Raw genomic sequence first — 26,417 nt, 5'->3', positions numbered from 1 at the left:
AGATTACACCCTTAAACTGATTATACTATGTTTAATCTACTTATAATATCTTTAAACTGATTATACTTATACTTAATCTAATTATAATATCCTTAAACGGGTTATACTCATTAATCCCGGTAAATATTACTTCTTTATCTATCTACCAGTCCGAGAATTCTAATATTGAAAAGAAGTAGATATGGTTCTATAAAGAACATTAAAATTAAAACTCCCACAAAGGGGATGTTTTTGATGGCATCAGAGAAAAATAGAATCAACGAACCAAAAGTGACAAAAGCGATTATATAAGTCAATAATAGATTTTTATAGCCTACATTCCCCATTTTTTCTCTGATGTTGCCAAAATGAAATGCGGATCTGACACTTCCCCGGTTATGGACCATGTTCAGGATAACTCCCTGCAGTATGAAACCTATAATCATTATGGATATCAATCCCAGCACCAGAAAGGCATATCCCCAATTTAACTCACCCAAATTATGGGTAATTTTACTTAGAGAAAAGAAATAAGCACTTATAACAATTTCAATCATTGGAAAAAGAATGAATATGAAAGTAACAATGATTTCTTTAGTTCCATGTAGGAACATATCCCTAAGGTTACTGAATTTTGGTAATGATTCTGAACCTTGGGTAGTTTCTTCGATGACCTTAAAAAGATATCCTGCTTCCAGAACTGACATGATCAAAGCAACTAAAGTTAAAATTGCCTTTAAGATTGTTGAATATTCATCGTTTCCATGGACTTCATTCACCAGTTCTCCCAGGAAAAGCACAGCACCCAGCAAAAGGATCATTTTCACATCAGAGAGGGGATACTTGATTGCGTTTTTTAGATCCTGGAACTCCATAATCGTCCACCATTATTATTTAAGCCCTCACAGTTCATTTATCGTATATGATTGGTTTTGGTTTAACTATCATCCATATTGTTTTTTTCACAGGGATCCACATGCACCACCACATCTTCAATGCCCGGAATGGAACTTTTTAGTTTACCCTCCACTAAATGGGCTATTTCATGCGCTTCATCCACAGATGAGCAGGATTCCAGAATCACATGGAGGTCAACATAGATGTGGGAAGCAGGACCACGTGAACGGATCTTGTGACTGTCTTTAACCTTGGGAACGGAAACAACTATCTTTCTTATGGTTTCCGCATCCAGGGGTGCGCTGTCCAGAAGGACAGTGGAACTACTTTTAATGATTTTGATACCCATCCGGGCGATTAATATTGCTATGATAATAGCAATTATAGGATCAACAACACCAAAACCCATCTTAATGGCAATAAATCCCAAAATCACCGCCACTGATACATAAACATCACTTCGAGTATGTTTGGAATCTGCCACCAAAATACTACTCCCCAACCGCATCCCCTGATTCTTTTCATATTGGGAAACAATCAGGTTAATTAAAAGGGTTATCCCCATGACCAGGAAACTCATAAGAGTAATATCCGGAGTTTGTGGATTGTAAAATCTGCCCAGAGCAGACTGTAATATCTCAAAACAGGTTATAAATAATAAAAATGCAATTCCCAGGGATGCAAATGTTTCAAATTTCTCATGACCATAAGGATGAGCCTTATCTGGAGGGCGAGAAGCAAGTGTAATTCCAATAATACCAATAATATTGGATGTACCATCAAAAAGGGAGTGAAACCCGTCTGACACCATGCTCAAAGAATTAGTCATCCATCCGTAGATCATTTTAGCTAAAGCCACTGCAACATTAAGGATTAAAACAATTAAAAGAATCCTTTTAACACTTGAATAATAAGACTGGTTAATCATATTTTTCCCCATGTCCCTGATTAAAGACCTATTTAATTAAAATATTATTATACAATCTTAGTTAATTGTTTATTAGTATGTAGTTGTCCCCGGATCTTATTATATCAACTACCCATAAATGAGAGTTTTAATGTAATTAGAGTAATAAAATGGACTGGGCGGGATTTGAACCCACGGCCTCTGCCTTGCGAAGGCAACGCTCTCCCATCTGAGCTACCAGCCCCCTGATAAACACATAGTTTATTATCTACGGCTAATCTAAGATAATTCAAATTATATAATCTTAATAACAGACGCAGTTTTAAATACTAATCTTAAATGGAGTTATGTAAAAATAAGAGATTTATGATAAAATAAATAGTGGATGTTTTAATCCATGACTATTTGCTCAATCTGTTCTTTGGAAAGTTTGAGTATCATGTAATCCCCAATTTCTGCAATATCATCACTGGAGATCAGGACCTGTTTCCGGTTGAAGGTTCCTCCCACGGAAATGATCACGTTGTGAATGAGGCATCCTGCAGGATCAATGACCATATCATGGATTTTACCGATTTCCATACCCTCTTTGGCAAGAACCACTTTACCCTCCACATTTTTGAAGCGTTTTTCTTTAGGAGCAAGATCATCAAGCTTTTCCACTTTGATCTTATTTTCCAGTGCTTCTCCATCAAATTTTAACTGAACATAATCACCTATAGCTGCTATATCCTCCTCTTTCACAGCAAAATACTTTTTACTCAAAGTAGACCCAGTGGCTATGAATATTTGTTCAACCAAACATTCTTTTATTGTAACAGCCAGGTCTTCTACTTTCCCCACTTCCCGGGCCTCAATATCTATAACCTTCATTCCAATAAAGTCGCTAACTTTCATTTCAAACACCCACAATACATAAATATCTTTAATATTTTTATCTCCTTAATGATATAATAAATTATGGGCATTATTACCATATAACCGTTTTTCGTTGTTTTATAAGGATTAAGGGAACTTCTAACTATAAAAGAGAATAGAAATTTTAAGGTTTGGATAACAGGATATAATCCAGATATAATTATCCGGGATGATTTGTCAATACACCACACATAAAAATAAGTGTAATTCTTACTATAATTTATTATAGAAATCTTTCATGTTTCACAAATGAGCCTCTTAGGGGTTATTAGAAATGATCGGGAAAGACAAACTGGTAGAACGAATAGAAGAAACAGAGCTGGAAAAGGCGCAGATCGAAAAGGATGTGTGGGAGAAACACATCTATTTAGAAAATGATAACGTTCTCATTGTTGGTTATGAGGAAGAAGAGTCATTTGATGAACAAAACCCCGGGGAAGAAATAGTTAAAAATTACTACTGGTATTGGGAGCTCAGGGATTCTGGAAACTGGGAAGTTCTATTTGATAATCATGATAAAGAGTTCAATTTTTGCGAATCAGTTGTTGGAGAGTATACTGATCAGGATCGTGTGGAAGACATGGTGGGGGATATTGAAGAGGAAGATGTGTGCACCTGGAGTGAACAGGATTGGATCGAAGATATTTCTGAAGATATAGCCGATGAGACAGTGGAATGGTTAGAAAACATTAAAAAATGAGTTCAAACATTCCACCATATTAACTATCCCTAAACAATTAATTAACCCCTCAAATAACTAATAATCCCTTAAATAACTAATAATCCTTAATACTTAATTGCCTTGGTTTAGTTAATTACTTGGAAATGATGGAATCATACCAATGAATACTCAAAAAAGAAAAAAAGAAAAATTAATTTTTTTAATCCTCAACTGAATCTTCAACTGGTCTATTTTTAACAGATTCTGTCTTTATCAGGGATCCTAAAACTCCTCCAACTGCTGCCACTACTATTTGAAGCACTATATTCATGACAGTGTAGAGTAGTATGCTGCTTATATAATCCCCGTATCCTAAGTAGTAATAATAGATTATTAAAAAGACATTGACGATCAATCCACCAATTAATCCTAAAATAGCTCCATTAATGGCTCCATTTTTTTCACTTTCATTAATTATGAATCCAACTATTAATCCTGCCAGTAAAAATGAAGGTAACAGTATACTTATACCTGAAATCAAATCTGAAATCACATAAAGTGTTACCACCAATATAATTCCAATTGAAATTGGTCTCCATCTCACGATCTCTTTAATCACACTATCCTCTCCTGATTTAAAATATTTTTTTACAAAATTTTTATAAATCCTCAAAAAAAAGTGGATAGGATTTGTTTGATTTTCAAATCCCTAAACACATTTTCGAGGTGATATTACGTAACCATACATCTATATTTAGATAATCCAAATTTAAATGATATAATGAAATTTAAACTTTATTTCAATGTATGGAGGATATATGAAGGGATTAAACCCTTCATGGCGAATTTTAAGGTAAAATTACGTCCATTAAATCATAACACCCCTAACTCATCTTTTAATGTATTTTTGGAATTTAGAATTTTTTCCAATAGCCCGTTCCACAGCAATTGTTTTATGAGGATTGTTTAAATATTTATTCCAAAATTTGTACCAATTTCCCCCAAATTGCCCCCAAATCAGAGTTAATAGTAAAAACAAATATACGAAAAATGAAACAACTGCCCAGCAATAAAATTCATTCTTTTTTATTTTTTTCACGTCTTTTCATGATTATGAAGTAAATGACAACTACTATGATTATTCCAGTGACAATGTTGCCCATATAGGATATTTTATCTTCCAGAACCAAGTAAATATTTCCAGAGAACCAGGCCAGCAAGCCCCAGCCAAATATCTGCACTGCAGAGCCCAGAAATGTGGTAAAAATATATTTTTTAAGATCATACCTGATTAGCCCACAGAAAAGGTTGATGGCTATGCTGGGGATTACTGGAAAACAACGGGCCAGGAACATGAATATATCATCATAACGACTTTTTTTGAATTTTTTTTCCACATTCTCCACATCTTTAACTGAAACTCCCAGATATTTGCTGGTTCGTTCTATGAATGGTGTTCCCAGTTTATAGGCCAAAGTATAATAAACGAAGGACCCTAAAGTAATCCCTAAAGAAGCAGGAATCACAATTTTCACAATTAAAGTCCCCAGTGCAGCTAGTGAAAAGCTGGTTCCCTTCAGGATGATGAAAGTGGAGCTTAAAACTATTAAGCTGGCGGGAATCGGTACAATTATTTGTTCCAGGATGCAGCCTAAAAAAACTGCCCAGGATACATTAATCATGATAAACGATTCAACACTGCTAATTATCTCAGAAAACATGATATCTGATATTCCTTGATTTTAAATTCATTCTAGATTATCCATTTCAATAATCCATTCAATTTTTCATTAATTAATTTTTGGTTTATTATTAAACCTTATTCTTTCCTAATCGTTATTCCCTTTATGGTAAAGGATAAGTATACCCACAAACATTAAAATACCAAATAACAGTTGAGTGGCCTTTAAAGGTTCTCCAAGAATAATAAATGCAGTTACTGCTCCAAACAGGGAACTGGTGGAGAAAATAGATCCGGTGCGGGTGGATCCTATTTCACGGATGGCAATGTAGATTAAAACTATTGCAAAACTCATGCAGCCCCATCCAATTAAAAGTAGTAATGGGATCATGTTTAACGGGAGTGTGAAATTTAATCCAAGGAAAATGCTTATTATAAATAATATTGAGCCCCCAATTCCACATTTTAGACTAGTTAAAAAGAATATATCCCTCTTATTGCTTAAAAACTTGGTTAGGGTTGTATCCATAGCCCAGAAGAAAGATGCTAAAACTACCAGGATGCTCCCCACTAAATTCTGGTCAAATGATATGTTCTGCAAGTTGTTGGTGCTCAAAAATATAGCCCCTACCAGCAAAAAAGCGAATCCAATTATATCTTTGGTTTTAACACGCTCTTTCAAGAAAAATATGCCCAGAATAATAATGAACAGTATTTCAACATTTGTTAAAAGAGCAGCGTTAACTGCAGTTATCTGGTTTAAACCACTCAAATATAGTGCAGGAGCAATAACAGCACCAAATAATGCTGTTAAGAATAGGGTCAGGTAATTCTTTCGTGAAATATGGATTTCTACCTTGCTTTCGCGGTGGATGATTTCCAATATACGGCAGTGTAAGGGTGAAATTCTTATTAAAAATAGAAGCGCACTCGCCAGGAGGTAAACCATTGCTGCCAGGGCCAGAGGATGTAAATAGCCCAGTAAGATTTTATCTAAGGAGAACCAAACCCCAAAGAGCAATGCTACCATTATCGCACTCAAATATCCCCAGAAACGATTCACATTCACACCTATTAGAGTTAATTAAAGACAGTTAGTTAGATATTTAGACTAATTGAAGTATTATAAGTTCTATCCTTATTCTGATTATTATAAATGATTTTATAAAGATTTATCATACCAAAAATACATGTAACTGGTGAAGATCATAATTAAAAATAGGATAGTTGATTAATAGGGAGCAGTGGGGTTTTAATCATGAAAATTGCTTATTTACTGGTATTTGATGGTTTATCTGACTGGGAACCTGGTCTGGCAGTGGCTGAAATAAACAAATCCAATAATTATCAGGTTAAAACTGTTGGTTTCAATCAGAAGATAGTGATCACCATGGGCGGTGTTTCCATAGTACCGGACTGCACCCTAAATGAGATTAACTACAATGATGCGGTAATTTTGATACTTCCTGGGGGCGAAATGTGGGAGAATGACCTGGTGATGGATCTCATCCCGGTGGTGGGAAAATTCATTGATTTGAGTATACCGGTTGCTGCTATATGTGGACCAACTGTCTTTTTATCCCGTCATGGATTTGTGGAAAATGTTGAACACACCAGTAATGGCAGAGGATACTTAAAGAGTTTAATAGGTGAATACAAGGGCGGTAATTTGTACGTTAATCAACCTTCTGTTTCAGATAAAGGCATAATAACTGCCAATGGCATAGCTTCTGTGGAATTTGCAAGGGATATATTGGATGAATTGAATGTATATGATGAAAAAACCCTGAAAAGCTGGTATGATTTTTTTAAAACCCCCTGGTTGGATGATTAAGATTCAGGGTTTTCATCTGTTTCTTTATTATCATCCAATCCCCATTTCTTTCTGAATTTTAATTTCTGCTCTGCAGTCATCCAGTGACTCCCATCGCAGTAGGGTTTGTTCTCAGATTTACCACAACGGCAGAGTGTAACCCGGTTACGGGCCTCATATAAAGTGCCGTCAGCGGACTCCAGAGGTATCTCTCCCCTCACCCATATTGGTCCCTGGCATTTCTTCTGTTCATCATGTACCAGAACAATAGAAGGTTTAAATTCTTTTTCAAATGGTTTTCCTGTATTTTTATCCCATAATACCAGTCTGCCTGAGGGGCATATCATGGCTTCTTCAATGGCTGTCTGTCTAGCTTCAGGATCATCTGATTTCCCAATTAAATTCCTGATCCCTCCTGATCTGAGGCAGAAGCGAGAGTGGTCGCAAAATTCATGGGCATCGGTTAACCTGAGCTCAGGGCCTTCAAATATCTCAGCCTTTTCAATATAAGGCTTTCTGCTGGCAGTTTCAGTACCGTCGAAATTCTTTTGAGTATGTGTGCCATCACAGTAGGGTTTATCCTTTGATTCTCCACATCGGCAGAGAGTGTAGGTATTTTGTGGTGGAAATTCTTTTTCATCAACTAAGTCTTTAGTGTGACCCGCTTCATCAGTTATTATTGTTTCTTCGTAGAGAGGAATACCACCTGAAACAATGTATGGGCCATTTTTAACGATTTTGATCTTCATTTTATTTTTTAACTGATTATTTTCAACCATTAAAAACCCTTCTAAATTAGTGAATTTCTCATATCTTATTTAAACATGATAGCATAATTAATTAATGTCATTAAGGGGCATGAAGCTGAGATGTTAATTGTTGAACACATCACATAACTATTTAACATCACCCGTTAATCATCATAAAAGCAGTTGGGGGTTTAGACCTGGTTATAACGATATATACGCTAATTCCAATTATACTCATTTTAATTATGATAATTGCATTTTCTATGCTTTGGCCCCTGGCCATAGGCGCAGCTTACTCTCCATCATCCATGAAAGTGGTTCGGAAGATGCTTGACATGGCAGGGGTAGATGCTGATGATGTGGTCTATGATCTGGGATCAGGTGATGGTCGGATAGTGATTGAAGCTGCCCGTAGATATCATGCATGGGGAGTGGGAGTGGAAGCTGATCCTTTACGAGTAATCTGGTCCCGACTTAAGATCATCAGATTAGGACTACAGCAGCAGGTGAAAATTATTTGGGGAAACTTATTCCACCAGAACATTGGCCCTGCCACGGTAGTTGTTCTCTTCCTCTGGGGAAGAACCAATGAAAAATTAAAGGACAAACTTCAAGAAGAACTTAAACCCGGAACCCGGGTTGTATCTTATGTATGGAAGTTTAAAGGATGGACTCCTGTTGAGGTAGATGAAAAAGAGCAGATCTATCTTTATATTATTGAGTAAATTTGCATCCATAATATAAAATAAAATACTAAACTCTTTTAATTCACTTTAATTCACAAAAATATTCTAATTTATGCCTAATTCAAGCTAATATAGGGTAACCTCTCAAACCAGGAACTCAGCTTTATATTATTAAATTTTTAACAATATATGGTGAATTTATTAAATTTTATTTTTTCCTTAATGCTGCAGATAAAATATTATTGATCGCGAATATAAGTAGTGTAATAGTATGTTATAAGCAGAATTAGAAGGGATTGGATCAGATTATTTCCGATCCAGAAAAAGGAGGGTTAGATATGCCAAAAGTAGTACATTTTGAGATACCAGCAGATAAACCAGAAAGGGCTATAAAATTCTATAAAGAGGTTTTCGGATGGAAAATTGATAAATGGGAAGGTGAATTTGACTATTGGCTGGTAACCGCAGGAGAAGAGGATGAGCCCGGAATTAACGGTGCTATCAAGCCAAAAGAATTTGGTACTATGGTTAGTGATGTAATTAGTGTTGATTCCTACGATGATTTTGCTAAGAAAATCCAAATGTCCGGCGGGAAGATGATAACGGAAAAAATGACCATTCCAGATATGGGTTACACCGGATCCTTCCAAGATACCGAAGGAAATATACTGGGAATAATAGAAATTTTCCCAGTGGAATGATCATGAGGGGGTATTTAATATGGTAGATAAGGATAATAACGTGTCAGAATTAACCATAACCCGCTTTTTTAAAGCCCCTGTTGAGCTTATATGGCAAGCATGGACTGATCCGGTTATGGTGAAGCATTGGTGGGGGCCCAAGGACTTCACTGCGCCGTTCTCCCAAATAGACCTTCGTGTTGGAGGAAAGTACCTCAGTGATATGCGATCACCCGATGGTAAGGATTTCTGGAGTACGGGAGTCTTTTGCGAAGTTGAGCCTCTAAAACGATTGGTTATGACCGATTCCTTTGCAGATGAAAATGGAAATATGGTCCCGGCAACCCACTACAACATGAGTTCTGATTTCCCCCAGGAATTGCTCATCAAAGTGATCTTTCAGAAGAGGAAGGTCAAACAAAGGTCACCCTGAATCATTCTAGCAACGAGAAAATCGATGCTAAGATGTTAAATGACATGGAACAGGGTTGGAATGAATCCTTTGACAAACTAAACGAATATTTGAAACAAAAGTTTGGGATGGTCGGATAAAATCGAGAGTTGCGTAAAAATTGTTTATATTGAATCCTGACATTCGAATAGGGGAATATCTGAATTAGAATACTCTAGGAATATCTGAATTAATATTATGAAAACTCGAAAGTCCTGACTCTGAGACTATCACTAAATTGAAATGCCATTTACCATAATGTTGCTAAAAATGGCGAACCCACTGCAAAGGCCACAAATGTAATAGCCATGCCTAACTTAATTCTTTTAGATACTTTTTTGGCATTTTCAACTGATTGATCCTTTAATATTGATGTTGCACTGTACAAAAAGATTATAATGGCCAAAAAAAGTACGGGTAGATAAAAGACACTGAAAATACCCATGAAATATAATAATGGACTGCCTATACTAGCTAATATCATGAAAGCTGCTGCCAGAATGGATGACGTTCGCATACCCCTGAGTATGGGGAGTGTAGCAGCCCCTTCTATTTTATCCCCTTCCACATCTTCCATGTCCTTGACGATCTCACGGGCCATGGTCATGAGGAAGGCGAAAAAGCCCAGATAAATGGAGACCACTATTTGACCAACTGCTATGCCCCCAAAGACAAAACATAGCCCGGTTAAAAATGAAATACTCATGTTACCCACTAAACATTTAGTTTTAAGATCACGAGCATAAAAAATCATTAGAACAGAACTTAAAAACGCGATCATTCCAAGTAGCAGGTTGATTGAGAATGCTATGATTATTCCCATTACGAATAAGAAAATTGAATAGATTAATGCTGTTTTAAGGGAAATTCTCCCTGAAGGAATGGGTCGTTCTGGTTTGTTTATGGCATCAATTTTATGATCAAAGTAATCATTTATACTGTTGCCTGCCCCGGTAACAATGAAAACCACTACCCCTGCCATTAAAGCTTCCAATGTGAATTTACCACTGATAACTGCCATTAAAAAAATGGCAATTACTGCCATGATTGCATTTCCAGGTCTTAATATTTCCAGATAGGGGTTCATGATAACACTCAATCCATTATCAAATAAATCGTGCATTCAAAGGAATTTATTCTATTAAACGGAATTTGAATAACATTATATTATAAAAGTATAAAAGATCCAGTCAAATTGATATCAGTAGCGAAATATTTAATTCAGTTATTTACCGACAACTCTTAAACACCATAATAATTAGTACAACTTAACTGTAATATTAACTATTATCCATCAATAATTCATATTATCTATCAATATTAACTATTATCCATCAATAATTCAATTATTAACTTTCATCATCAGGTTTTGTGGAGGTTCTGGCCATTTTTCTTAACTCTTCCCTACATTTTCCCAGTTCTCTCCTGATCATCATCAGTTTCAGCCACAAATAAATAGCCAAACCCAAGAAAATGAAAACCAGGATCAGTAAAAATCCGGTGATTATACCGGCAGCCATCGCTTGCCATAGGAGGGTGAAACCGTAAACCAGGTAAAACACTGCACCTATCACCCCAATGATAAGTGCCAATATTACAACTATTTTCAAGGTTTTTAAAAGCTGTTCTGTTTCCATATTTTCCCCTGGAATTAGTTATTATGGATTTAATTATAATTTATTATACAATTTGATAATACCCATACTATACATAAAATACTGTATTTATAACCAGTTATTTGAACACATCCAGTATTTAAATCACCACATTAACCGAGGACCATATGCCCCCAAAAAACATACCTGAACTTTTAGCCCCTGCAGGCTCTGTTGAATCCTTAAAAGCAGGCGTTAATGCCGGAGCTGATGCGGTTTACCTTTCAGGTAAGCGTTTCGGTGCCCGGCAATTTGCCAGAAATTTCAGCCTGAAGGAAATGGAACAGGCCATAGAATACGCTCATTTACGCGGTGTTAAAGTTTATGTGACTGTAAACACCCTGGTGAAGGAATCTGAACTCCCCCGGGTGGGTGAAAATCTAGTTCAACTTTACAGTTTGGGGGTAGATGCAGTTATTGTGCAGGATCTGGGTGTGGGCCGGCTGGCAAGGCAACTGATACCAGACCTGGACCTGCACTGCTCTACCCAGATGACCATCCATAACCCCCAGGGTGTGAACTGGGCCGCGGAGAATGGTTTTAAAAGGGTGGTTCTTGCCAGGGAGATGTCCCTGGAAGATATTGGGAAAACTGCCAACCAACTCTCAAAGAAAATAGAACTGGAAGTGTTCGCCCATGGAGCAATCTGCTACTCTTATTCGGGCCAATGCCTCCTTTCATCTTTCATAGGTGGTAGGAGTGGTAACCGTGGTATGTGCGCCCAGCCATGCCGTAAACAATACCAGTTAATCCTGGCAGAAACAGATAAATACGGGAAATATAAAGAAGGGGAAGAAATTCCCTTAAAAGACCATTATCTTCTTTCAACCAGGGATCTTGCAATTTATTCCCATTTGGACCGAATATCAAAGGCACCTATTGATTCTATAAAAATAGAGGGTAGGATGAAACCTCCAGAGTACGTGGCAAATGTAGTTAAGGTATACCGAGACGCTCTGGATTCTATAGAGAAAGGAAGATGGAAAGTACAGGATATGGAACTTTCAAAGCTTAAAATGTCATTTAACCGGGGTTTGACCAGAGGCTGGCTGATGGGAGCGTCTTACGAGTCCATGATGGGTAGAAGTAATCCTGGTAATAGGGGTTTATACCTGGGAAAGGTGGCAGGCTATAATAAAACCAGCGGTGAAACCAGTATAAAGACCAAAACCAGGGTTAAACCTGAAAAAGGAGATGGAATTCTTTTTAAACAACCCCAAAACTGGGAAAAATCCCATAATTTATGGGGAACCATTATTGAACATTCCCCGAAAGTTAAAAAAGATAATTTATTGTTAAAACTCAGAAAAAGGGTTGAAATAGGAAGTAATGTTTATATAACTCGCAGGAAATCCCTGGTTAATGCAGCAGATGAAATGGTAAGCAATCCCCAGTTACCCCGCAGGATTCCTCTGAATCTTCAAATAGATTGGAATGCAGAAATGGTTCCTCTGGTCAGAGTTAATGCATCACCAGCATGGCGAGGGAATATTGAAACTGAGTTTGAAGCTGATTTTGCAATGGAAAAGGCAATAAAACGACCTTTATCCCCTGAAACCATTATAAAACAGTTGCAAAGAACAGGTGGCACTCCCTTCATTATCCAAAACATATCCCTGAATTACCCTGGAGATTTATTCACTCCCATTGGTAATTTGAATCACCTGCGGAGACAGATTCTTGAGGAAATTAAGGATAAAATATTAGAGGCTTACAAGCCCTCATCAGAAGAGATTGAAACCGCCAGGAATCAACTTGTTCAATTAAAAAAAGACATGAATTTAGAAGAATCAAATTTAGAAGAATCAAATTTAGAAGAACCTCATCTAGAAGAATTTCCTTTAGAAGAATCAAATTCTGAAGAACTAACCTTGAATAAATACCATTTGAATGATGTTTCTGCTGTAGATTCTGATTTAACCCGATTTGATTTAACCAGAGTGAAAACACATTCTCAACCAATTAAATTAGCCATCTATGTGGATTGTATCTCTTCATTGGAAGCTGCTCTTCAGGCAGGTTGCAAGAGAATTTATTTCCAGCCAAAAATTGAAATGGATCGTGGCAATAAATTTCAGGAGATTTTTTCCTGTTTAAAGCATGGTCATGATTATGATGCTTACTTTAAAAGGATGGGTTTGTCCCTCTTAGAAGCAGCAAATCTCTGCCAGGAATATGAATCAGATTTAATATGGAAATGGCCAGAAATCACCAATAAAAAGTTTATTGATGGTGCAACTAATCTTCTAAATATTTTACCTGAAAAAACCATCCCAGGGGTGATGATTGGTGGTATGGGAGCCCTATGGGCTTTGAAAGATATTCGGGATTCAGTTAGTCTGCATGGTTCGGGTGGTCTAAACGTATGGAACCATATGACCATAGATGAACTGTGCTCAAAAGATGAACCATTAAAGAGTATTACTCTATCTCCTGAAATATCCAGAGAGGAGTTGAGAAAGGTGGTTTCACACATCCAAAATAGTGACATTGTTAGTCAACTGGAATTTTTAGTTCAGGGGAATTTAGAGGCTTTGGTGAGTGAAGACTGTCTTCCCTGCGTGATCAAAGATGAAAAGATTATAAAAAAACTTAAAAATTCGCCTTATACTTTTTTAGGAATAAAAGATTTTAAAAACAGGATCTTTCCGGTTGAAATTGATGCAGAGTGCAGGACCCATGTTTCAAATTCTGTGGAATTATGTCTCCTTGATCACATCCCATATCTTCAGGATATGGGCTTTAACAGTCTGGTTATTGATTCCCGGAGTAAACCCTCAGATTATGCGCATACCATGATGTCACTCTACCAAAAAGCACTGAAATTAACTACAACTGGTGAGCCTCAGTTGGAAAAGAGATTACATTCCCTTAAAAAACAGGTTAAAAAGATATCCAATGGTGGGATTACCACTGGAAATTTCCTGCGGGGTGTGCATGATGATAATTAACCATTTGAAACAACATCAGCCAGGAAATATCTAATTAATAAAATAAAGAAATATGAAACGGATTTTATAGGGGTAAATTCAACCATTCAAATACTCCCATCATCTTCAAAGCAATGTAAATTAAAAGAGCGGCGAATACATATTTCAACTCTTTATCAGGGAGCCTGTGGGCGGCTTTAACTCCAATTCTAGCCATGGGAATGCTGGTACCTGCTAACGCTGCAAACTGTAATAGATTAACATATCCCAGGGAGTAGGAGGGTAAACCAGTGGCATTCATGCCGGTGAAGATGTAGGTTAGAATTCCACCTATGGATGCGAATACAATAAAGGCAGTTGAGGTTCCGATGGCCTTGTGAATTGGGAATCTCAGGAGAAGGTTTAGTATGGGTACCATGACCACTCCCCCACCAATGCCCAGAAGTCCGGAGGAAAAACCTCCCAGAAACCCCCAGAAAAGGTATGATTCTTTGGAGTTTGATGGTTTTTCTTTTATTTCGGGGTATCTTGATCCCAACATCCACAAGGCACTGAATAATGCCAGTAACCCAAATATAAAACTTAATATGGCAGCAGGAGTGTTACTGGATATTCCGGCACCAAATACACCCCCCATTAACCCGGCTAGTCCCAGGAGGATTGCAGGGACAACCATAACTGCCCCACGACGCCAGTGCCCAAGTGCTCCGCTTAGGGCAGTAGGTAGGATTACAGTCAGGCTGGTGGCAAAGGATACTCTAAGGGCAGTGTCTGGATCAGCACCCATGACCGTAAGAAGGAAGAATTGAACCGGCACCATAATAAAACCTCCACCAATTCCCAGTAGACCAGAAGCGAATCCTACAAATGCGCCGGTGGAGAGAAGAATCAATAGGTATATCACTAATTCCATTAGAAACCATTCCTTAACTTAAAAAACATTTAACAGTATTTTTATAGTGCATATTATCTTTTTTGCTCCTTTAAAATTTTATCTTTTATGGAAAGTATTATCAACAATAATATAAATAATACAAATGTGTTGGATAACGTTCATGGCGGTTTTTACCAGAGACACCGCCCATCAATCCAATTACTCGTCTCCAGGAAGGGTTATAAACTATTTAAACAATCTTTATATTGTGAAGAGCATAGTAAAAAGTTAGTCAAGTACAAATATCATGTTAATTAAAAGGTTCATTGTGAGTAAGTGTAAAAAAATACGGTGATATATTGGATTTACGTGATATCAAAGGCATAGGTGATAAATTAGCCTCCCGGATCATTAACCATTTTGGTAGCCAGAATGAATTTCTACGGGCTGCAAGTAACTATGAGGTGTATCGGCTGGCAAGCATGGAAGGAGTTAGCCAGCGCCGTGCAGTTGAGATCATCAATGCTGTTCTGGGCAATCCCACTGAAAGTTTTTTGAAAACTGAACGGGCCGTGCAAATCTATGAAGAAATAATTCAATGTATAATACAGTATGCCAACACAGAATATGCCAAAAACAGGGTTCTACTCCTGAGTCCTGGTAAAAACCAGGATACAATTCAAGAAAATCTTAACAGAGTTATGGAAGCTAAAGAAAAAGTAGCCCATCTTCCTAAGGATGATCTTAGAGCTCTTTTTAAAAATGTGAACTTCAGCAGGACTTCCAAACCAAAATATGATACATCAAGAGCCATATTAGTCGAGTCAAGAGATGATTACACCAGTTTAATGGACCGTGGGCTTAATCAGCGCGCTCAGATACTCAACATTCAGGAAGTGGCAAGTCTGGATGAATTCGAACTGGTGGTGTATGTTTACAGAGATGGTGTTCTGGAACTGGATGATGCACCTAACCTGGCCATGGTAAACTATGATGCTGAAGATCTGGAAATCATTCCTGAAACAGTTTTATCATATTATCATGAAAATCAAACTCTTCTGGAAAATATTCTAAAGATCAGGGAAATACTAGGATACCCCTCTGTTTTAAGAGATGTTTTAAAGATAATGGATTCTATTGAAACATCCCAGATTGATGAAACGTTATTTAACAGTGCTGTGAACCAGGCCAAAGACAAGGCAGATAAAAAATTGGAAGAAGCTATAAAGAAGGTTGATCTGTCGGGTCAAGAAGTTCTGGATATTCTAAATAAGGGCATGTCACCCAAAATCCAGGAAATCTTTGACGAAATCCTTAAAGACGCAGTTAAAGAAATTAAAGATGATACGGGGGTAAGTTTTGATCCTTTTATCCAGAAATATCCCCTGGAAATAGATGAACAGGAATTGGAAAGAGTAAAAAGACAGGAAATAGGGAAAAAAGAGGTTAAAGCCTTTGAAGAAAGAGTTAATGTCGCAGCCCAGCTCCAATTGCTCAAAAGTGATGTTGAGGCCGAAATCCAGGAAGTACTGGAATTCGATTACCAGTTCACCCTGGGTTGTTTCGCCTACTACTACGATCTACATCCACCAATGATTAGTGATGGATTCCGTTTCAAGGAAGGATTGCACTTGAATTTAGCCCTGGAAGATCCATCCCGTATGCAGAGGATCAATTACTCCCTAGAATCCCCGGATAATGTGGTTCTCCTCACCGGGGCCAACAGTGGAGGTAAGACCACCCTCCTGGAGACTCTGGCTCAGATAAGTATCATGAGCCAGATAGGACTGCCAGTGTGTGCCAGGGAAGCCCGGGTGAAACTGGTTGATGAACTTTACTTCTTCAGTAAAAAGCGCTCACTTGATGCCGGGGCTTTTGAATCATTCCTGAGCACCTTCATGCCAATTGTAGTGCGAGAAGAGGATAAACTAATTCTCCTAGACGAGCTGGAAGCCATAACTGAACTAGAAGCTGCTGTGAAAATAATTTCAAGTTTCATAAGCTTCATACAGGATTCAAAATCCTTTGCAATTATTGTAACCCACATGGCCCGGGAGATACTTAAAAACACCGATGTCAGGGTGGATGGTATTGAAGCCCAGGGACTGGATGATGAGTATAACCTCATTGTGGATCGTACCCCCCGGATGAACTACTTTGCCCGGAGCACACCTGAACTAATTTTGAGAATGGTCTACCAGAGATCCGATGGAAAGTTGAAGGAGATCTATGGGAAGATGCTGGAAAGGTTTTAGTTTTAAATTATAATTTTATATAATTTTAAATTTCTAGAAATTCGTGGATTTAATTCCAATGGATGCAACAATACCCTAAAAATAACAATGAATTTCAGGGGCACTTTGTATTTGAGGAATTTGAGATTGAAAAAGGGATTTAAGATAAAAAAAATAGATTTTATAAAATTAATCAGATATAAACACCTGATCCCACCAGATATGTTCGATTCTGGTATTGTGCCCTTTTTATGTATGTTATCTTTAGTGAAGGTGTTTTTTCCCCGGGTTTGGGCCACATGTAATTTACCCAACCGCTTCCATTCTCTGCAGTTTGAATAAACAGTTTGCCAATGGGTTTTCCCTGGGAGTCTACCAGATCGGTCATGTTCTTACCCTCACCACTTGGATCTGGAGGGTAAACTACACGGATACCATCCACTCTCCACACAAAGACGTAACTATCATTATGGACCCATGAGGAACTACGAAGCTCTGGAAATGCTGTTTCACCCCCTTCTTCTATAAGCTGAGCTGCCTGATCCACCAATGAAACTAATTCAGTTTTTTGCCTGTTTTCAGACTGTTGCTGGTAAAAAATCCCACTTGCAGCCACTAATAACATTACAATAACCATAACCAGTAGTGTTTTATTCATCTGACTTAACCCACCTCTAAGCCCAATACTTGAGAATCTTATTTCAGTTATATTCAATTATTATTTTTGTAATTAAGAATCTAATATACCTATTATATTCAAAGATTTAATCAAATACCAATTCAGTGAATACTAATTCAATAAAATTATGATCGAAACAATAAAATCCCTTAAAACCCCCATAATCCGTTAAAAATAAGGTATTCCACCACCATCCGGTAATTAAATTAACCATAAGTAATAAAGATCTATTATAATCTTAAGATTAGTATCCTTAAGATGAGCAATACTAAACTTAATAGTATTAAGAATTGGGTAATACTAAACTTTTAATAGTATTCTTAAGATTGGAGGTATTCTTGAATTTAACCAGAGCCTTATATTTTATTTATTTGTTGGATGTTTGGTAAAAATGAATTCCATTCTGGATATCGAAAAAAGAATTGAATCCCTGCAGGAAACTGATAAAACATCCTATAATCTCCTGAAACAAATTTACAGATTTGATTTTGGCATGGGAGAGCAAGTGATTCCAGATTCTTTCAAAACAAAAGTTCTTAATTATTTTGGCCACCGTGATGATACTGGAAAAGTTATTGACTCTGCAGAAGAAGTTTTAGACCGAATTCAAGAGCAGAAGATAATTAAAATCAATAATAAATGGACTGGTGAAGGCACACTTTTTAATTCTATTAGGGCCGAAAGGCCAGGAATTCGTGAAAAGGATAAAGATAAAGAAAAAAAACATATCTTCAAGTTAATTGAAGAATCAGGAAAAGAATGTGATTTCTGTCATCCAGAGAAATACACCCCAGAGGATGTTTTTGGACGAATACGTGGAAAGCATTCCATTACAGCTGCTAACCTAGCTAAATATGATGTTTGGAGCAGTTTAGTTATATTCAAAAACCACAACCCTCTTAAATTCAGCTTAGAAGAATTTTCTGATTACTTGGAAACTGGTTTTACCTGGTTTCAATCGGTTAATATGCATAGCCCTCAATTTAGATTTCCATTTTTTATCTGGAACTGTCTACCACGGGCCGGAGCTTCCCAGATACACGGGCACTGCCAGATCCTGATGAGCAAAGAACCATACGCCAAGGTGGAAATACTTCAAAAAGCCAGCCAAGAATATGGCATAGAAACTGGTGATGATTATTTCCAGGACCTTTATGCAGTGCACCGCTTGCTGGGGCTTTCTGGAAGCCAGGGAGATGTTCGTTTTTTTGCCAGTATAACTCCGGTTAAAGAAAAAGAAGTGGTTATAATCTCATCTAAAAATCCCTCAACGGACACTGATGCCAAAAAAACAATTTTTAGGATCTTAAGGTGCTTTATTGACCTTATGGGAGTTTATAGTTTTAATTTATCCATATCATGCCCACCACTAGATGATGGAACCCCATATCCTTATTTAATCCGTATAGTGGATCGGGGAAGTCTCATGAAGTCAACTGCAGATATAGGGGGCATGGAACTCTATGGAAGTTCAGTGGTGGCAGATGACCCGTACAAAATCATTGCAATGTTAAAAAGCGTTTTCTAAGATACATAAACCATAGAATGAGTAGGACGTTCAGGGAGAATTCCAAATTTTTAAAGGAATAATAAATTAAACCCAAAAAAATGATTGATTCTGAATATTATATTATTTGAAATTCGGAATAAATTGATTATAGAATAATTGATTATTAAAATATTTAATCAACATAACCGTTGGGGTGAATTTGATTGTCAAAATATCTTTTCGATAATTTGGATTATCTAAAAAGTTTCAAAAATGACAGTTCCACTGCTATAGTTACGGATATTGACGGAACCATAAGTGAAATAGCCCCCACACCAGATGAAGCAGTGGTTACTGAATCCATGCAAAATGCACTGGTTAAACTAAATGATAAATTCCAGTTAGTGGCGGTGATTAGTGGTAGATCTGTATTAAACGCCAGGGCAATGGTGGGGGTGGAGGGCCTGCTTTATGTGGGTAACCATGGGATGGAATTTTTAAAAAATGGCCACCTTTCCATGGACCCCCTGGTAGAAAAATACTTACCTCAAATCCAAAAAAGCGGGCAAAAACTCAAAAAAGGGGACCTATCTCATATAAATGGTTTAATGTTTGAGGATAAGGGGATCTGTTATTCCATTCACTATCGTCTTTCCAATTCCCCTGAAAATGTTCGGGAGAAAATATTAAACACCCTCCAAAATGATCCGGAATGTAAAAACCTAAAGATATCTGAGGGACGTCGTTTAGTGGAGCTTAAACCCCCAGTAAATTGTGATAAAGGCACCATCTTAAACAATATTATGGATCAATATAATTTAAAGAAAATTATTTATTTAGGCGATGATATCACCGATGCTGATGCTTTTAATAAATTAAAAGAACTTGAAAATGAGGGAAAAATTGAGGGTGCGGGTATTTTAGTACGTTCCAGTGAAATACCATCTTATGTTAAAAAACATTCATCTTTTTTTGTTAATGATGTGGATGAAGTTCTTAAATTCTTTCAATGGCTATTAAACTAATTAAACCATTATGATAAGTCAAAAAATAAATTAAGACACGTATAATAGTTTGAATCGAAAATTGTATTTAGGTTGCATGAGAGATTAATAGTCATGATAAAAACCGTATTAATGGCAGGGGGTAAAGGAAGTAGAATCCGTCCTCTTACATTATCTCGGCCAAAACCTTTGATTCCAGTTGCCAATCGCCCTATGATAGAATATGTAGTGGAAAAAATAAAAAAATCAGACTCCAGTGAATTAGTTGTTACCTTAAGTTACTTAAAAAACCAGATTAAAGCTTTGCTCCAAAAGGACTATCCCGATATGAATATCACATATTCTGTAGAAAAAAAGGCATTGGGAACTGCAGGCGGGGTTAAACATGCCAGCAAATATATTGATGATACTTTTTTTGTTTTAAGTGGTGATGTGCTGGTTGATGTAGACTTGAATAAACTTTTAGATTTTCATAATGAAAAAAATGCACTGGCCACCATGGTGCTGACTCAGGTCCAGGATCCCAGCCATTTTGGGATAGCTACACTTGATAATGAAAATCAGATTATAAAATTTTTAGAAAAACCCTCTTCTCAGGAAGTTTTTAGTAACCTAGCCAACACTGGTACCTATATTTTAGAACCAGAAATATTCGATTACATAGATACCAGGAAATGCGAAATGGACTTTTCCAAAGATATTTTCCCCCAATTAATTGAGGAAAAGGCAGGGATATACGGATTTATGTTCGATGGTTATTGGAACGATGTGGGGAGACCTAAAACATATCTGCAAGCAAATTATGATGTCCTTAACAAAAAGATAACCCCAGAACCCCCTGGAAAAAAACTAAAAGAGGGTGTTGGAAAATTAGGGGACATATGGGTTGGGAAAGATGTTGAAATTGATGAAAAGGTCAGGATAATCGGACCTGTGGCCATAGGTGATGGTTCGGTTATTGAACGAGGATGTACACTGGGGAAAAATACGGTTATCGGTGAAAATACGTATTTAGAAAAAAATTCAACAATTAAAGGTTCTGTTATTTTTCCTGACAGCACAATAAAAGACAGCTCATGCTTAAAAGATTGTATTGTAGACTCAGGATGTTGTGTTGAAAAGGGAAGTTTTATTGAAAAAGGTGCAATACTCGGAAGTTCTGTGCAATTAGGCCCTTTTAGTAGAGTAAGATCTAAAAGATCTATATACAACAGCGTAGTAATTTTGCCCGACTCTATTGTAGACTCTGATTATCCCATTGTAACTTAAATTTATCTTTCAAATAAATATGAGGGGTTGAAATGTCTAAATACATCCAAAACATTAGAGGATTAGTTAACATTGAGATTACCAATAAGTTTGCATCACATTTAGGAACCATAATAGGTAATCACGTTGGTCTCGGAAAGAGTGTTGTGGTTGGCAGAGACTTAAATGTTCCCTCACAAATGATCAAAAGATCATTAACCACGGGTTTGATGTCATCTGGCGTGAATGTTATTGATTTTGGGATTGCCCCCATACCGGTTATACATTATGGGATGGACCTTTATGAAGCCAATGTCATGATTACAATAAGCAAATCCCATCTGAGACCCGAAGATATCGATATTAAAATATTAAGTGAACATGAAATTCCTTTAGAACAAAGACATGCTGAAAAAGTGCCCTGGAATCAGATAGGCCAATTAAAATATGTTCATGAATACCAAGAACACTATATAAAAGGAGTTCTTAAACAGATAAATACAGAAATAATTAAAAATAAAGCATTTTTAGTTGTTTTAGACTGTGAAGAAGGCGTTAGCAAACCATTGGTCCCCCAAATATTAGATGAACTGGATTGCGAGACTATTCTTATCAGGTGCAAAGATAGTAAATCTGATATTGATTTTCCAGAACCTAGCCCTAAAAGAATATCATTAATATCTGAGCTTACAACTGCATTAGGTGCTGATATTGGTATTGTACTCGATAACGACCGGGATAGAGTAGTTTTTATTGACCAACATGGGAATATTATCCGAGATCAGACCATATTGAGCATTTTTACTAAATATGCACTTAATAATGCACCAGGGCAGACCATAGTTTCATCCATAGTTGCATCACAATCTTTGGATGAAATAGTGTCAGATAAAGGAGGAAATCTCATAAAAACTTCTGTAAACAGTGTTTTAAGTGAGATAGATGCTAATGATGCAGTTTTTGGAGGAGATGAACCGGACATGTACGTTTTCCCCGAATTTCAGACCTGTTTCGATGCTATTTTTGCAGTTGTGAAAATGCTGGAAATACTGGCCAAGGAAGATACTACTTTATCTAACCTGGCAGGTGGAATAAAAGAGTACAACAGAACCGGTTTCACCATAGAATGCGAACATGAGAAAAAAGATGAAGTTATAGAAGCTTTCATAACCAAATTCGAATCAGGAAATAATATTAATACCATAGATGGTATTCGGGTTGATTTAGAAGAGTCTTTTATATTAATTAGGCCTTCCCGCTTCGAACCGTTGGTAAGAGTTTATATCGAATCTAAAACCGGCCAGAAATTACAAGAATTAACTGAATCTGTGAAGAAAATGATTGAAAATGTTTAGTGATTGAAAATGTTTAGGTCAGTTATAATTCACTTGAAATTAGTTCTAAGGTGAAAATAATTCCTGAATTTTTTTGGATGTGCCCAGATATGAATTCCCCAACCCAAAACAATAATATTTTAGAGTTTTTAAAGGACAAAAATTTAATAGTTGTCTCCAACCGAGGTCCTGTTGAATTTCATAAAAAAAATAGCAAAGTAGAAATGAAACGAGGAGCCGGAGGTCTTGTTTCCACATTACTACCCATTATGGAAACCTTAAATGGTGTCTGGATTGCCAGTGCCATGACTCCGGGTGATGTGGAAGTAGCTAAGCGATTCCCAGATAATAAAGTACCAATCCCAGAAGAAGATCCCCAATTTTGGGTGCCCTTTGTTGTGGTTGACCAGCGCAGATATGAATGTTATTACAGTGTGATAAGCAATCCACTTCTCTGGTTTGTGCAACACTACATGTGGAACAGTCCTTACACCCCCACCATCGATGATAAGATCCATCAATCATGGGAACAGGGTTACAGGTATGTGAATCAGAAATTTGCTGAGAAAGTGTTAAAAGAAAGTAAAAAAAATGAAAAAGAACCACTTATAATGTTACAGGACTATCACTTGTATCTATGTCCTACTTACATTCGAAAGAAATTGAAAGACACATTTCTCAGCCAATTTATCCACATACCATGGCCTCAATCAGAATATTTCAGTATCATACCAGAATACATGCGAAAAGAAATTATTGAAGGACTTCTATCAAACAACCTACTTGGTTTCCATCTCCCACGATATGTAACTAACTTCATGCAAACCTGTGAAGAATACACCGATGAAGTGGATTATGAAAATGGAATAATCTGGCACAATGGACAGGCCACCCATGTGAAGAGTTATCCCATTTCGGTAGACTATGAAGGAATTAAGGAACTGGCACATTCACCAGGAGTACTGGAGAAAGAAAAATTGATAAAAGAAATAAAGGGAGACTATTTTCTTTTCTACCGTACTGACCGGATAGATTTGAGTAAAAATATTATTCGGGGATTCGAAGCTTACGAACTATTCCTGCACAAATATCCCCAGTATCATGGAAAAGTTAAATTCCTGACCACTGGAAAACCCACCCGGCAACAGATTAGGGAATACCATACATACTACTACGATGTTATAGAAATGATAGAGGATATCAATGTTAAATACGCCACGGATGATTGGAAACCCATAGAATGGATATTCAAAGCAGATTATAACCTGGTGGTGGCTGCTTTTAAAAACTATGACTGCTTAATTGTTAATCCCATTGCAGATGGCATGAATATAGTTCCCAAAGAATCTTCCATAGTCAATGAATGTCAAGGATCCGTTATTTTATCAGAAAAAGCAGGGTGTTTTGAAGAACTTAAAGAACACGTTCTGGCAGTTAACCCCTATGATATCAGCCAAACTGCTGAAGCATATCACCAAGCCATACAAATGAGTGAAAAGGAAAGACACGGGCGATTGGATAATTTAAAAGATATCGTGGCCAGGAGAACTATATATCACTGGATCAGTGAACAGTTTGAGGATATAGAAAAAATAAAAAACAGTGACGAGTTTTAAAAAAAGCTTAAGAAAAGATAAATAGAGATGGTTTACGAATAGTAATAAATCTAATTTTTTAATAAATTTTTCTAATTTCTAAATGAACCCTATATTTTTACATCTGATCATTCTCACCCATTGAATTATCACCATCAACAACAGGACACAGAAAGGATTTTTCTATTTGAATCATTGTTTTCCCGATTTTTTCAGGATATGATGAGTGAAGAATAATTGATTTAAAAGTTTAGATATAAATCGGATGACTTATACCCCCCATCAATTAATGGAAATATGTCATTGAAGATGATAACCTAAGGAAATCAAAACTATGAAAATTATGGGCATAGATTTAGCAGGTAAGGTGGATAATCCCACAGGAATATGCGTTTTAAATGCAGATAAAATTAGTGGGTATGAGATTTATCTTGGTACACTGTACAGTGATGAAGAAGTCTTAGAAAAAATCAGTGCAGTGCAACCTTCTTTGATTGTTGTTGATGCACCATTATCCTTACCAAAAGGGCGTTGTTGTCTGGAAAAGGAATGTGAATGTGCAGTTGGAGGACATTTCCGCCAATCAGAACGTGAAATACGTCGTTATGGTTCTGTTCTACCCTTAACATTTACTGGGATGAAGATGCTCACCATGAGGGGTGTTGGTCTGGCCCGGGCTCTTTCAGGGAAATTCCAGTTAAAAGAAACCCACCCCCGCACAGTTCAGAAGATTCTTGGTTGGGAAAATCTAAAAAATGAGTTGGAAAACTATTTTCATCTTCTCCCTGATGCCAGTGAACATGAACTGGACGCTGCAATTGCTGCTTTAACTGGATTTTTTTACTTTAATGATTGTTATAGGGAGTTGGGTTATGTGGATGAGGGGACGATTATCCTTCCTCGGGGAAAAGATTGTTTAGAAAGTTTGGAAAAATTTAAAAAAAGCTAGTTCACATGAATCAGTGCGTAGTATAAATTTTCTTAAAAAAAAATCCAGAATAATGGGAAATGCATTGTAAGAAAAATAAACATAAAATGGAATTTTGCCTGCTGACTAACTCGGCATGGTCATCGGTAGCTAACCATCATTCCTCCATGAGCAACCCTCGTAGCAGGCAGTCTGTCCAGTGCTGGGTTTCTCCTATTCATTGCAGGCGTCGCCTAAGCTTGTAGGAGGACCGTAGGCACAAGTCTATAAAGATATGACATTGAACATGTCTTGATATGTACTTAATCATTTATATCCATTTGTTTTAACAATCAAATGTTTCGAAATTACATCCAAATCGTTTTGAAATATCTTTTTTTGTAAATTTGAGAAATGATAATATTTAATTAATTAATTCATGAAGATAAAATGGATTTAAAAGAAATACAATATCTTGATTTTTGTTAATTCATAACCGGAATTCCAACTGAATAAATCAAATAAGAGGGGGGGTGTCCCCTCCACATTAGTAGAGGGGACAAATGGGGTTAAACATAAAGGGGGGGGGGTAAATCCCTTCTCCACAAAAAAATGGAGAAGGGACAAATAAAGGGGTAAACACGAAATCCAAATAAAAAACCCTCACACAATAAGAGGGGGGGGTTCCCCTCCACACAAATGGTGAAGGGGAAGGGGGTGATCCCTCCACAAAAGGGAGGGGTCAAATTAAAAGGGGGGGGGTTATCCCCTCAAAACGAGGGGATAGAATGGGGTAAACATGACATAGAGTACTCTCCCATAGGTATTACCCTAAACAAAAAATGGAGAATATAATATAACAAGTCAAAAAAAATTGACCCACACTATGACTAAATAAATTATACAGATAAACATAAATGGCCGGCAGCGCTATGAGCTTCCCATAGACTCTCATCCACAGTACAACAACAAAACGCAGGAGGACTTCACTTCTGGGATCGAAACGAGACCAGGTATGGCCCCTCCGCTATGGCCGCCGAACCAAT

Annotated in this window: 25 protein-coding genes, 1 tRNA gene and 1 rRNA gene; 14 read left to right on the top strand and 13 right to left on the bottom strand. The window is 37.0% G+C overall.

All coding sequences use genetic code 11. From position 1 onward, the window contains the following. Positions 1–134 precede the first annotated feature (134 nt). The 4 genes from HY987_RS07625 to HY987_RS07610 all read right to left on the bottom strand — a co-directional run bounded on the left by HY987_RS07625 (position 135) and on the right by HY987_RS07610 (position 2,680). The gene (locus tag HY987_RS07625) at positions 135–854 is read right to left on the bottom strand and encodes a DUF4013 domain-containing protein (RefSeq protein ID WP_292757229.1); all 720 of its coding nucleotides are present in this window, start codon (positions 852–854) and stop codon (positions 135–137) included. 62 nt (positions 855–916) lie between these two features. Continuing rightward, positions 917–1,804 carry a cation diffusion facilitator family transporter gene (locus tag HY987_RS07620; RefSeq protein WP_292757227.1) on the bottom strand — a complete coding sequence of 296 codons (888 nt, stop codon included), beginning with the start codon at positions 1,802–1,804 and terminating at the stop codon, positions 917–919. A gap of 150 nt (positions 1,805–1,954) precedes the next feature. Next, positions 1,955–2,027, bottom strand: a tRNA-Ala gene (locus HY987_RS07615). A 146-nt stretch (positions 2,028–2,173) separates the two neighbouring features. Continuing rightward, entirely contained in the window at positions 2,174–2,680 is a 507-nt protein-coding gene (locus HY987_RS07610; protein WP_292757225.1) for a PRC-barrel domain-containing protein, read from the bottom strand. Between the two features lie 295 nt (positions 2,681–2,975). Here HY987_RS07610 and HY987_RS07605 point away from each other — a divergent pair, with 295 nt between their 5' ends. Beyond that, positions 2,976–3,401, top strand: coding sequence for a hypothetical protein (locus HY987_RS07605; protein ID WP_292757223.1), 426 nt, complete (start codon positions 2,976–2,978; stop codon positions 3,399–3,401). Positions 3,402–3,582: 181 nt separating this feature from the next. Here the strand turns inward: HY987_RS07605 and HY987_RS07600 are convergent, their stop codons facing one another. From HY987_RS07600 to HY987_RS07590, 3 genes are all read right to left on the bottom strand, one after another. Further along, complete coding sequence (locus HY987_RS07600) at positions 3,583–3,981, bottom strand: DUF5518 domain-containing protein (RefSeq protein WP_292757220.1); 399 nt, start codon at positions 3,979–3,981, stop codon at positions 3,583–3,585. 457 nt (positions 3,982–4,438) lie between these two features. Further along, complete coding sequence (locus tag HY987_RS07595; RefSeq protein ID WP_292757218.1) at positions 4,439–5,083, bottom strand: VTT domain-containing protein; 645 nt, start codon at positions 5,081–5,083, stop codon at positions 4,439–4,441. Between the two features lie 108 nt (positions 5,084–5,191). Continuing rightward, entirely contained in the window at positions 5,192–6,106 is a 915-nt protein-coding gene (locus tag HY987_RS07590; protein ID WP_292757216.1) for a DMT family transporter, read from the bottom strand. 195 nt (positions 6,107–6,301) lie between these two features. On the opposite strand from HY987_RS07590, the gene HY987_RS07585 reads away from it, so the two are divergent. Continuing rightward, on the top strand, positions 6,302–6,877 hold the full coding sequence (locus tag HY987_RS07585; RefSeq protein ID WP_292757214.1) for a type 1 glutamine amidotransferase family protein: 576 nt from the start codon (positions 6,302–6,304) through the stop codon (positions 6,875–6,877). Here the strand turns inward: HY987_RS07585 and HY987_RS07580 are convergent. After that, entirely contained in the window at positions 6,874–7,635 is a 762-nt protein-coding gene (locus HY987_RS07580) for a CDGSH iron-sulfur domain-containing protein (RefSeq protein WP_292757212.1), read from the bottom strand. The genes HY987_RS07585 and HY987_RS07580 overlap by 4 nt on opposite strands. A 233-nt stretch (positions 7,636–7,868) precedes the next feature. On the opposite strand from HY987_RS07580, the gene HY987_RS07575 reads away from it, so the two are divergent. The 4 genes from HY987_RS07575 (at position 7,869) to HY987_RS12755 (ending at position 9,523) form a co-directional block, all read left to right on the top strand. After that, entirely contained in the window at positions 7,869–8,330 is a 462-nt protein-coding gene (locus tag HY987_RS07575; protein WP_292757210.1) for an SAM-dependent methyltransferase, read from the top strand. A 299-nt stretch (positions 8,331–8,629) separates the two neighbouring features. Continuing rightward, positions 8,630–8,992 carry a VOC family protein gene (locus tag HY987_RS07570; protein ID WP_292757208.1) on the top strand — a complete coding sequence of 121 codons (363 nt, stop codon included), beginning with the start codon at positions 8,630–8,632 and terminating at the stop codon, positions 8,990–8,992. Between the two features lie 19 nt (positions 8,993–9,011). Next, entirely contained in the window at positions 9,012–9,404 is a 393-nt protein-coding gene (locus HY987_RS07565; protein WP_292757206.1) for an SRPBCC domain-containing protein, read from the top strand. Continuing rightward, complete coding sequence (locus HY987_RS12755; RefSeq protein WP_367146886.1) at positions 9,350–9,523, top strand: SRPBCC domain-containing protein; 174 nt, start codon at positions 9,350–9,352, stop codon at positions 9,521–9,523. The genes HY987_RS07565 and HY987_RS12755 overlap by 55 nt, the downstream gene beginning before the upstream one ends. A 149-nt stretch (positions 9,524–9,672) precedes the next feature. Here the strand turns inward: HY987_RS12755 and HY987_RS07560 are convergent, their stop codons facing one another. Together HY987_RS07560 and HY987_RS07555 are read right to left on the bottom strand one after the other, a co-directional pair. Continuing rightward, positions 9,673–10,509 (bottom strand): UbiA family prenyltransferase, encoded by an 837-nt coding sequence (locus HY987_RS07560; RefSeq protein ID WP_292757204.1) that lies wholly within the window; start codon positions 10,507–10,509, stop codon positions 9,673–9,675. 262 nt (positions 10,510–10,771) lie between these two features. Continuing rightward, on the bottom strand, positions 10,772–11,059 hold the full coding sequence (locus HY987_RS07555; protein ID WP_292757202.1) for a hypothetical protein: 288 nt from the start codon (positions 11,057–11,059) through the stop codon (positions 10,772–10,774). A gap of 146 nt (positions 11,060–11,205) precedes the next feature. Here HY987_RS07555 and HY987_RS07550 point away from each other — a divergent pair, with 146 nt between their 5' ends. Beyond that, positions 11,206–14,028 carry a U32 family peptidase gene (locus HY987_RS07550; RefSeq protein ID WP_292757200.1) on the top strand — a complete coding sequence of 941 codons (2,823 nt, stop codon included), beginning with the start codon at positions 11,206–11,208 and terminating at the stop codon, positions 14,026–14,028. 64 nt (positions 14,029–14,092) lie between these two features. On the opposite strand, the gene HY987_RS07545 is transcribed toward HY987_RS07550, so the two are convergent. Then, the gene (locus HY987_RS07545; protein ID WP_292757198.1) at positions 14,093–14,920 is read right to left on the bottom strand and encodes a sulfite exporter TauE/SafE family protein; all 828 of its coding nucleotides are present in this window, start codon (positions 14,918–14,920) and stop codon (positions 14,093–14,095) included. A 320-nt stretch (positions 14,921–15,240) separates the two neighbouring features. On the opposite strand from HY987_RS07545, the gene HY987_RS07540 reads away from it, so the two are divergent. Then, positions 15,241–17,136 (top strand): helix-hairpin-helix domain-containing protein, encoded by a 1,896-nt coding sequence (locus HY987_RS07540; RefSeq protein ID WP_292757196.1) that lies wholly within the window; start codon positions 15,241–15,243, stop codon positions 17,134–17,136. 172 nt (positions 17,137–17,308) lie between these two features. Here HY987_RS07540 and HY987_RS07535 read toward each other — a convergent pair whose 3' ends face one another. Beyond that, entirely contained in the window at positions 17,309–17,773 is a 465-nt protein-coding gene (locus HY987_RS07535) for a cache domain-containing protein (RefSeq protein WP_292757194.1), read from the bottom strand. A 412-nt stretch (positions 17,774–18,185) separates the two neighbouring features. Here HY987_RS07535 and HY987_RS07530 point away from each other — a divergent pair, with 412 nt between their 5' ends. The 6 genes from HY987_RS07530 to HY987_RS07505 all read left to right on the top strand — a co-directional run bounded on the left by HY987_RS07530 (position 18,186) and on the right by HY987_RS07505 (position 25,413). Next, positions 18,186–19,322 carry a hypothetical protein gene (locus HY987_RS07530; protein WP_292757192.1) on the top strand — a complete coding sequence of 379 codons (1,137 nt, stop codon included), beginning with the start codon at positions 18,186–18,188 and terminating at the stop codon, positions 19,320–19,322. Positions 19,323–19,507: 185 nt separating this feature from the next. Then, positions 19,508–20,308, top strand: coding sequence for a trehalose-phosphatase (gene otsB, locus HY987_RS07525; RefSeq protein WP_292757190.1), 801 nt, complete (start codon positions 19,508–19,510; stop codon positions 20,306–20,308). 93 nt (positions 20,309–20,401) lie between these two features. Then, positions 20,402–21,556 (top strand): NDP-sugar synthase, encoded by a 1,155-nt coding sequence (locus HY987_RS07520; protein ID WP_292757188.1) that lies wholly within the window; start codon positions 20,402–20,404, stop codon positions 21,554–21,556. 32 nt (positions 21,557–21,588) lie between these two features. Then, positions 21,589–22,890, top strand: a complete 1,302-nt coding sequence (locus HY987_RS07515) for a phosphomannomutase (RefSeq protein ID WP_292757186.1) — start codon at positions 21,589–21,591, stop codon at positions 22,888–22,890. A gap of 89 nt (positions 22,891–22,979) precedes the next feature. Then, a complete protein-coding gene (locus tag HY987_RS07510; RefSeq protein ID WP_292757184.1) occupies positions 22,980–24,485 on the top strand; it encodes a trehalose-6-phosphate synthase in 1,506 nt (501 codons plus the stop codon). A 313-nt stretch (positions 24,486–24,798) separates the two neighbouring features. Continuing rightward, positions 24,799–25,413, top strand: coding sequence for a DUF429 domain-containing protein (locus HY987_RS07505; RefSeq protein WP_292757182.1), 615 nt, complete (start codon positions 24,799–24,801; stop codon positions 25,411–25,413). Positions 25,414–26,290: 877 nt separating this feature from the next. On the opposite strand, the gene rrf is transcribed toward HY987_RS07505, so the two are convergent. Next, a 5S ribosomal RNA gene (gene rrf / locus HY987_RS07500) occupies positions 26,291–26,412 on the bottom strand. Between the last annotated feature and the right edge of the window lie 5 nt (positions 26,413–26,417).

The organism is Methanobacterium sp. (assembly GCF_016217785.1).
GTDB lineage: Archaea > Methanobacteriota > Methanobacteria > Methanobacteriales > Methanobacteriaceae > Methanobacterium.
Note: the sequence above shows the minus strand (reverse complement) of the source record. Positions and strands in the feature narration are given on the sequence as shown.

What these genes read in the sequence shown, in the direction of transcription:
- HY987_RS07625 (WP_292757229.1), bottom strand. Translation starts at nt 854, where the DNA reads ATGGAGTTCCAGGATCTAAAAAACGCAATCAAGTATCCCCTCTCTGAT.
- HY987_RS07620 (WP_292757227.1), bottom strand. Translation starts at nt 1,804, where the DNA reads ATGATTAACCAGTCTTATTATTCAAGTGTTAAAAGGATTCTTTTAATT.
- HY987_RS07610 (WP_292757225.1), bottom strand. Translation starts at nt 2,680, where the DNA reads ATGAAAGTTAGCGACTTTATTGGAATGAAGGTTATAGATATTGAGGCC.
- HY987_RS07605 (WP_292757223.1), top strand. Translation starts at nt 2,976, where the DNA reads ATGATCGGGAAAGACAAACTGGTAGAACGAATAGAAGAAACAGAGCTG.
- HY987_RS07595 (WP_292757218.1), bottom strand. Translation starts at nt 5,083, where the DNA reads ATGTTTTCTGAGATAATTAGCAGTGTTGAATCGTTTATCATGATTAAT.
- HY987_RS07585 (WP_292757214.1), top strand. Translation starts at nt 6,302, where the DNA reads ATGAAAATTGCTTATTTACTGGTATTTGATGGTTTATCTGACTGGGAA.
- HY987_RS07580 (WP_292757212.1), bottom strand. Translation starts at nt 7,635, where the DNA reads ATGGTTGAAAATAATCAGTTAAAAAATAAAATGAAGATCAAAATCGTT.
- HY987_RS07575 (WP_292757210.1), top strand. Translation starts at nt 7,869, where the DNA reads ATGCTTTGGCCCCTGGCCATAGGCGCAGCTTACTCTCCATCATCCATG.
- HY987_RS07570 (WP_292757208.1), top strand. Translation starts at nt 8,630, where the DNA reads ATGCCAAAAGTAGTACATTTTGAGATACCAGCAGATAAACCAGAAAGG.
- HY987_RS07565 (WP_292757206.1), top strand. Translation starts at nt 9,012, where the DNA reads ATGGTAGATAAGGATAATAACGTGTCAGAATTAACCATAACCCGCTTT.
- HY987_RS07560 (WP_292757204.1), bottom strand. Translation starts at nt 10,509, where the DNA reads ATGAACCCCTATCTGGAAATATTAAGACCTGGAAATGCAATCATGGCA.
- HY987_RS07555 (WP_292757202.1), bottom strand. Translation starts at nt 11,059, where the DNA reads ATGGAAACAGAACAGCTTTTAAAAACCTTGAAAATAGTTGTAATATTG.
- HY987_RS07550 (WP_292757200.1), top strand. Translation starts at nt 11,206, where the DNA reads ATGCCCCCAAAAAACATACCTGAACTTTTAGCCCCTGCAGGCTCTGTT.
- HY987_RS07545 (WP_292757198.1), bottom strand. Translation starts at nt 14,920, where the DNA reads ATGGAATTAGTGATATACCTATTGATTCTTCTCTCCACCGGCGCATTT.
- HY987_RS07535 (WP_292757194.1), bottom strand. Translation starts at nt 17,773, where the DNA reads ATGAATAAAACACTACTGGTTATGGTTATTGTAATGTTATTAGTGGCT.
- HY987_RS07530 (WP_292757192.1), top strand. Translation starts at nt 18,186, where the DNA reads ATGAATTCCATTCTGGATATCGAAAAAAGAATTGAATCCCTGCAGGAA.
- HY987_RS07520 (WP_292757188.1), top strand. Translation starts at nt 20,402, where the DNA reads ATGATAAAAACCGTATTAATGGCAGGGGGTAAAGGAAGTAGAATCCGT.
- HY987_RS07515 (WP_292757186.1), top strand. Translation starts at nt 21,589, where the DNA reads ATGTCTAAATACATCCAAAACATTAGAGGATTAGTTAACATTGAGATT.
- HY987_RS07510 (WP_292757184.1), top strand. Translation starts at nt 22,980, where the DNA reads ATGAATTCCCCAACCCAAAACAATAATATTTTAGAGTTTTTAAAGGAC.
- HY987_RS07505 (WP_292757182.1), top strand. Translation starts at nt 24,799, where the DNA reads ATGAAAATTATGGGCATAGATTTAGCAGGTAAGGTGGATAATCCCACA.